This window comes from Flavobacterium polysaccharolyticum (assembly GCF_038739875.1).
GTDB lineage: Bacteria > Bacteroidota > Bacteroidia > Flavobacteriales > Flavobacteriaceae > Flavobacterium > Flavobacterium polysaccharolyticum.
In genome coordinates this window covers 1-5,445 of record NZ_JBCGDP010000045.1, presented here as the reverse complement: position 1 = coordinate 5,445, position 5,445 = coordinate 1, and the positions used below count along the sequence as shown (strand labels likewise).

2 tRNA genes and 3 rRNA genes are annotated in these 5,445 nt (G+C 47.1%); all 5 read left to right on the top strand.

Annotation, left to right across the window (positions count from 1 at the left end):
- The first annotated feature begins 223 nt into the window (after window positions 1-223).
- The 5 genes from WFZ86_RS19955 (at window position 224) to rrf (ending at window position 5,406) form a co-directional block, all read left to right on the top strand.
- Window positions 224-1,739: ribosomal RNA gene (locus WFZ86_RS19955) — 16S ribosomal RNA — on the top strand.
- Window positions 1,740-1,869: 130 nt separating this feature from the next.
- A tRNA-Ile gene (locus WFZ86_RS19950) sits at window positions 1,870-1,943 on the top strand.
- A gap of 88 nt (window positions 1,944-2,031) precedes the next feature.
- Window positions 2,032-2,105 (top strand) — tRNA-Ala (locus tag WFZ86_RS19945).
- Between the two features lie 176 nt (window positions 2,106-2,281).
- Window positions 2,282-5,162, top strand: a 23S ribosomal RNA gene (locus WFZ86_RS19940).
- A gap of 135 nt (window positions 5,163-5,297) precedes the next feature.
- Window positions 5,298-5,406, top strand: a 5S ribosomal RNA gene (gene rrf, locus WFZ86_RS19935).
- The 16S, 23S and 5S rRNA genes sit together here with 2 tRNA genes alongside, the layout of an rRNA operon.
- Window positions 5,407-5,445 lie beyond the last annotated feature (39 nt).

The following is a 5,445-nucleotide window of genomic DNA, read 5'->3' as shown; positions in this document are numbered from 1 at the left end:
AAAAAAAAGTTTCAAATTTTCTTGCCGGTTTAAAAAAGAATTTCTACTTTTGCACCCGCTTTGAGAAACAACGAAAAGCGGAAAAACAAAGAAGAATACGTTCCTAGACATATTGAATTGACAGCCGTTTCGATGCAAATCGAAACAAAGAAATAAGAGTAAGATAATCGAGAGATTAGAGAAAGACCAATAGTATCTGATTCGAATATAATATAAAAAATATACGATGAAGAGTTTGATCCTGGCTCAGGATGAACGCTAGCGGCAGGCTTAACACATGCAAGTCGAGGGGTAGAGTTAGCTTGCTAACTTGAGACCGGCGCACGGGTGCGTAACGCGTATGCAATCTACCTTTTGCAGAGGGATAGCCCAGAGAAATTTGGATTAATACCTCATAGTATATATGAATGGCATCATTTATATATTAAAGTCACAACGGCAAAAGATGAGCATGCGTCCCATTAGCTAGATGGTAAGGTAACGGCTTACCATGGCTACGATGGGTAGGGGTCCTGAGAGGGAGATCCCCCACACTGGTACTGAGACACGGACCAGACTCCTACGGGAGGCAGCAGTGAGGAATATTGGACAATGGGCGCAAGCCTGATCCAGCCATGCCGCGTGCAGGATGACGGTCCTATGGATTGTAAACTGCTTTTGTACGGGAAGAAACCCTCCTACGTGTAGGAGCTTGACGGTACCGTAAGAATAAGGATCGGCTAACTCCGTGCCAGCAGCCGCGGTAATACGGAGGATCCAAGCGTTATCCGGAATCATTGGGTTTAAAGGGTCCGTAGGCGGTTTAGTAAGTCAGTGGTGAAAGCCCATCGCTCAACGGTGGAACGGCCATTGATACTGCTAGACTTGAATTATTAGGAAGTAACTAGAATATGTAGTGTAGCGGTGAAATGCTTAGAGATTACATGGAATACCAATTGCGAAGGCAGGTTACTACTAATGGATTGACGCTGATGGACGAAAGCGTGGGTAGCGAACAGGATTAGATACCCTGGTAGTCCACGCCGTAAACGATGGATACTAGCTGTTGGGCGCAAGTTCAGTGGCTAAGCGAAAGTGATAAGTATCCCACCTGGGGAGTACGTTCGCAAGAATGAAACTCAAAGGAATTGACGGGGGCCCGCACAAGCGGTGGAGCATGTGGTTTAATTCGATGATACGCGAGGAACCTTACCAAGGCTTAAATGTAGATTGACCGGTTTGGAAACAGACTTTTCGCAAGACAATTTACAAGGTGCTGCATGGTTGTCGTCAGCTCGTGCCGTGAGGTGTCAGGTTAAGTCCTATAACGAGCGCAACCCCTGTTGTTAGTTGCCAGCGAGTCATGTCGGGAACTCTAACGAGACTGCCAGTGCAAACTGTGAGGAAGGTGGGGATGACGTCAAATCATCACGGCCCTTACGCCTTGGGCTACACACGTGCTACAATGGCCGGTACAGAGAGCAGCCACTTCGTGAGGAGGAGCGAATCTATAAAGCCGGTCACAGTTCGGATCGGAGTCTGCAACTCGACTCCGTGAAGCTGGAATCGCTAGTAATCGGATATCAGCCATGATCCGGTGAATACGTTCCCGGGCCTTGTACACACCGCCCGTCAAGCCATGGAAGCTGGGGGTGCCTGAAGTCGGTGACCGCAAGGAGCTGCCTAGGGTAAAACTAGTAACTAGGGCTAAGTCGTAACAAGGTAGCCGTACCGGAAGGTGCGGCTGGAACACCTCCTTTCTAGAGCTTTAGTGTTAGCTTAAAGCACGCTAAAGAAAAAGAAGAAGATACATTAGTTTACTAAAGTATTGATTAGCTTACTCTTGCTGTTAATTTAAAGAAATTGAATAAAGAATTAAGTAAAAAACAGAGTCTCGTAGCTCAGCTGGTTAGAGTACTACACTGATAATGTAGGGGTCGGCAGTTCGAGTCTGCCCGGGACTACTATTTTGACTTAATTAGGAAATTCTAGAGGTTGAAATCCTTATTTTTTTGGAATTTGGAATTTAAAGATTTGGAATTTTAAAAAAAAGGGGGATTAGCTCAGCTGGCTAGAGCGCCTGCCTTGCACGCAGGAGGTCATCGGTTCGACTCCGATATTCTCCACAAGATAGTATCAAGATGATAGTATCAAGTATCAAGACAAAGTCTTAGTGCTTAATACAGAATACTTAATACTTATTTAAAGTTCATTGACATATTGAGATAAAAACATTTAAAAAGTAGAAAGAACACGTTTGTGATTTATCATAAACGTAGAGACACGATTAATCGTGTCTGTACAATAAGCAAAATAAGGGCGTATGGGGGATGCCTAGGCTCTCAGAGGCGAAGAAGGACGTGATAAGCTGCGAAAAGCTACGGGGATTGGCACACACGAATTGATCCGTAGATATCCGAATGGGGCAACCCACTATGTTGAAGACATAGTACACCGATAGGTGGGCAAACCCGCTGAACTGAAACATCTAAGTAGGCGGAGGAGAAGAAAACAAAAGTGATTCCGTAAGTAGTGGCGAGCGAACGCGGATTAGCCCAAACCAATGTTGTTACGGCAATGTTGGGGTTGTAGGACCACGATATTTCTTGCATAAAGAATTAGAATCTACTGGAAAGTAGGACCACAGAGGGTGATAGTCCCGTATAAGTAATGAATGTAAAGGATAGTGGTATCCTGAGTAGGGCGGGGCACGTGAAACCCTGTCTGAATTTGGCGGGACCATCCGCTAAGGCTAAATACTCCTGAGAGACCGATAGTGAACCAGTACCGTGAGGGAAAGGTGAAAAGAACCGTGAATAACGGAGTGAAATAGATCCTGAAACCATACGCTTACAAGCGGTCGGAGCCCTTTCGTGGGGTGACGGCGTGCCTTTTGCATAATGAGCCTACGAGTTAACGTTGCTGGCAAGGATAAGTGGTTAAGCCACGGATCCGTAGCGAAAGCGAGTCTGAATAGGGCGCTTTAGTCAGTAGTGTTAGACGCGAAACCGTGTGATCTACCCATGGGCAGGATGAAGCGCTGGTAACACAGTGTGGAGGTCCGAACCGGTTGACGTTGAAAAGTCTTCGGATGACCTGTGGGTAGGGGTGAAAGGCCAATCAAACTCGGAAATAGCTCGTACTCCCCGAAATGCATTTAGGTGCAGCGTTATTTTAGTTATATAGAGGTAGAGCTACTGATTGGATGCGGGGGCTTCACCGCCTACCAATTCCTGACAAACTCCGAATGCTATATAATGATTGATAACAGTGAGGGCTTGGGTGCTAAGGTCCAAGTCCGAGAGGGAAAGAACCCAGACCATCAGCTAAGGTCCCCAAATATATGTTAAGTTGAAAGAACGAGGTTTGTCTGCCCAGACAGCTAGGATGTTGGCTTGGAAGCAGCCATTCATTTAAAGAGTGCGTAACAGCTCACTAGTCGAGCGGACGAGCATGGATAATAATCGGGCATAAACATATTACCGAAGCTATGGATTTACAAGCAATTGTAAGTGGTAGGGGAGCATTCTAACAGGGTTGAAGGTGTGTCGTAAGGCATGCTGGACTGGTTAGAAAAGAAAATGTAGGCATAAGTAACGATAATGCGGGCGAGAAACCCGCACACCGAAAGACTAAGGTTTCCACAGCTATGCTAATCAGCTGTGGGTTAGTCGGGACCTAAGGCGAACCCGAAAGGGACAGTCGATGGCCAACGGGTTAATATTCCCGTACTACTGATTACTGTGATGGGGTGACGGAGTGATGAAAGCGCCGCGAACTGACGGAATAGTTCGTTGAAGTACCTACCTATAAGCTGCGCAGGCAAATCCACGCGGCTTGGGGAAATACGATAGTACTCGGAGTCTTCGGACAAAGAGATAGTGCGCCTAAGGGCTTCCAAGAAAAACCTCTAAACTTCAGGTAATTAGTACCCGTACCGTAAACCGACACAGGTAGTCGAGGAGAGAATCCTAAGGTGCTCGAGAGATTCATGGCTAAGGAATTAGGCAAAATAGACCCGTAACTTCGGGAGAAGGGTCGCCCCGAGTAATCGGGGCCGCAGTGAAGAGGTCCAGGCGACTGTTTATCAAAAACACAGGGCTCTGCAAAATCGTAAGATGAAGTATAGGGCCTGACACCTGCCCGGTGCTGGAAGGTTAAGAGGAGATGTTATCTTCGGAGAAGCATTGAATTGAAGCCCCAGTAAACGGCGGCCGTAACTATAACGGTCCTAAGGTAGCGAAATTCCTTGTCGGGTAAGTTCCGACCTGCACGAATGGTGTAACGATCTGGACACTGTCTCAGCCATGAGCTCGGTGAAATTGTAGTAACGGTGAAGATGCCGTTTACCCGCAGTGGGACGAAAAGACCCTGTGCACCTTTACTATAGCTTAGTATTGACCTTGGATAAATGATGTGTAGGATAGGTTGGAGACTGTGAAGTGGCGTCGCTAGGCGTTGTGGAGTCATTGTTGAAATACAACCCTTTGTTTATCTGAGGCCTAACCCCGCGTTGCGGGGGACATTGCTTGGTGGGTAGTTTGACTGGGGTGGTCGCCTCCAAAAGAGTAACGGAGGCTTCTAAAGGTTCCCTCAGTACGCTTGGTAACCGTGCGAAGAGTGCAATGGCATAAGGGAGCTTGACTGAGAGACATACAGGTCGATCAGGTACGAAAGTAGAGCATAGTGATCCGGTGGTTCCGCATGGAAGGGCCATCGCTCAAAGGATAAAAGGTACGCCGGGGATAACAGGCTGATCTCCCCCAAGAGCTCATATCGACGGGGGGGTTTGGCACCTCGATGTCGGCTCGTCACATCCTGGGGCTGGAGAAGGTCCCAAGGGTTGGGCTGTTCGCCCATTAAAGTGGCACGCGAGCTGGGTTCAGAACGTCGTGAGACAGTTCGGTCTCTATCTACTGTGGGCGTTAGAAATTTGAGTGGATCTGATTCTAGTACGAGAGGACCGAATTGGACAAACCTCTAGTGTATCTGTTGTCCCGCCAGGGGCACCGCAGAGTAGCTACGTTTGGAAGGGATAAGCGCTGAAAGCATATAAGCGCGAAACCCACCACAAGATGAGATTTCTTTTAAGGGTCGTGGGAGATGACCACGTTGATAGGCTATAGATGTAAAGGCAGTAATGTCATAGTCGAGTAGTACTAATAACCCGTAAGCTTATGTACACCTTTTCCCGTCTAGTTCAAAAGGCTAGACGGGGAGAAACTTTCTAATACACTTTTTATATTCTTTATCTCAGTATGTTAAGATATTGTGTAATGTTAATCAGTTAAAACTGGTTACCCATTGCAAAACGACCTTAAGGTGGTTATTGCGGCGGGGCTCACCTCTTCCCATTCCGAACAGAGAAGTTAAGCCCGCCTGCGCAGATGGTACTGCAATTTGTGGGAGAGTATGTCGCCGCCTTTCTTTAAAGAACCCCTTCATCAGATGATGAAGGGGTTTTTT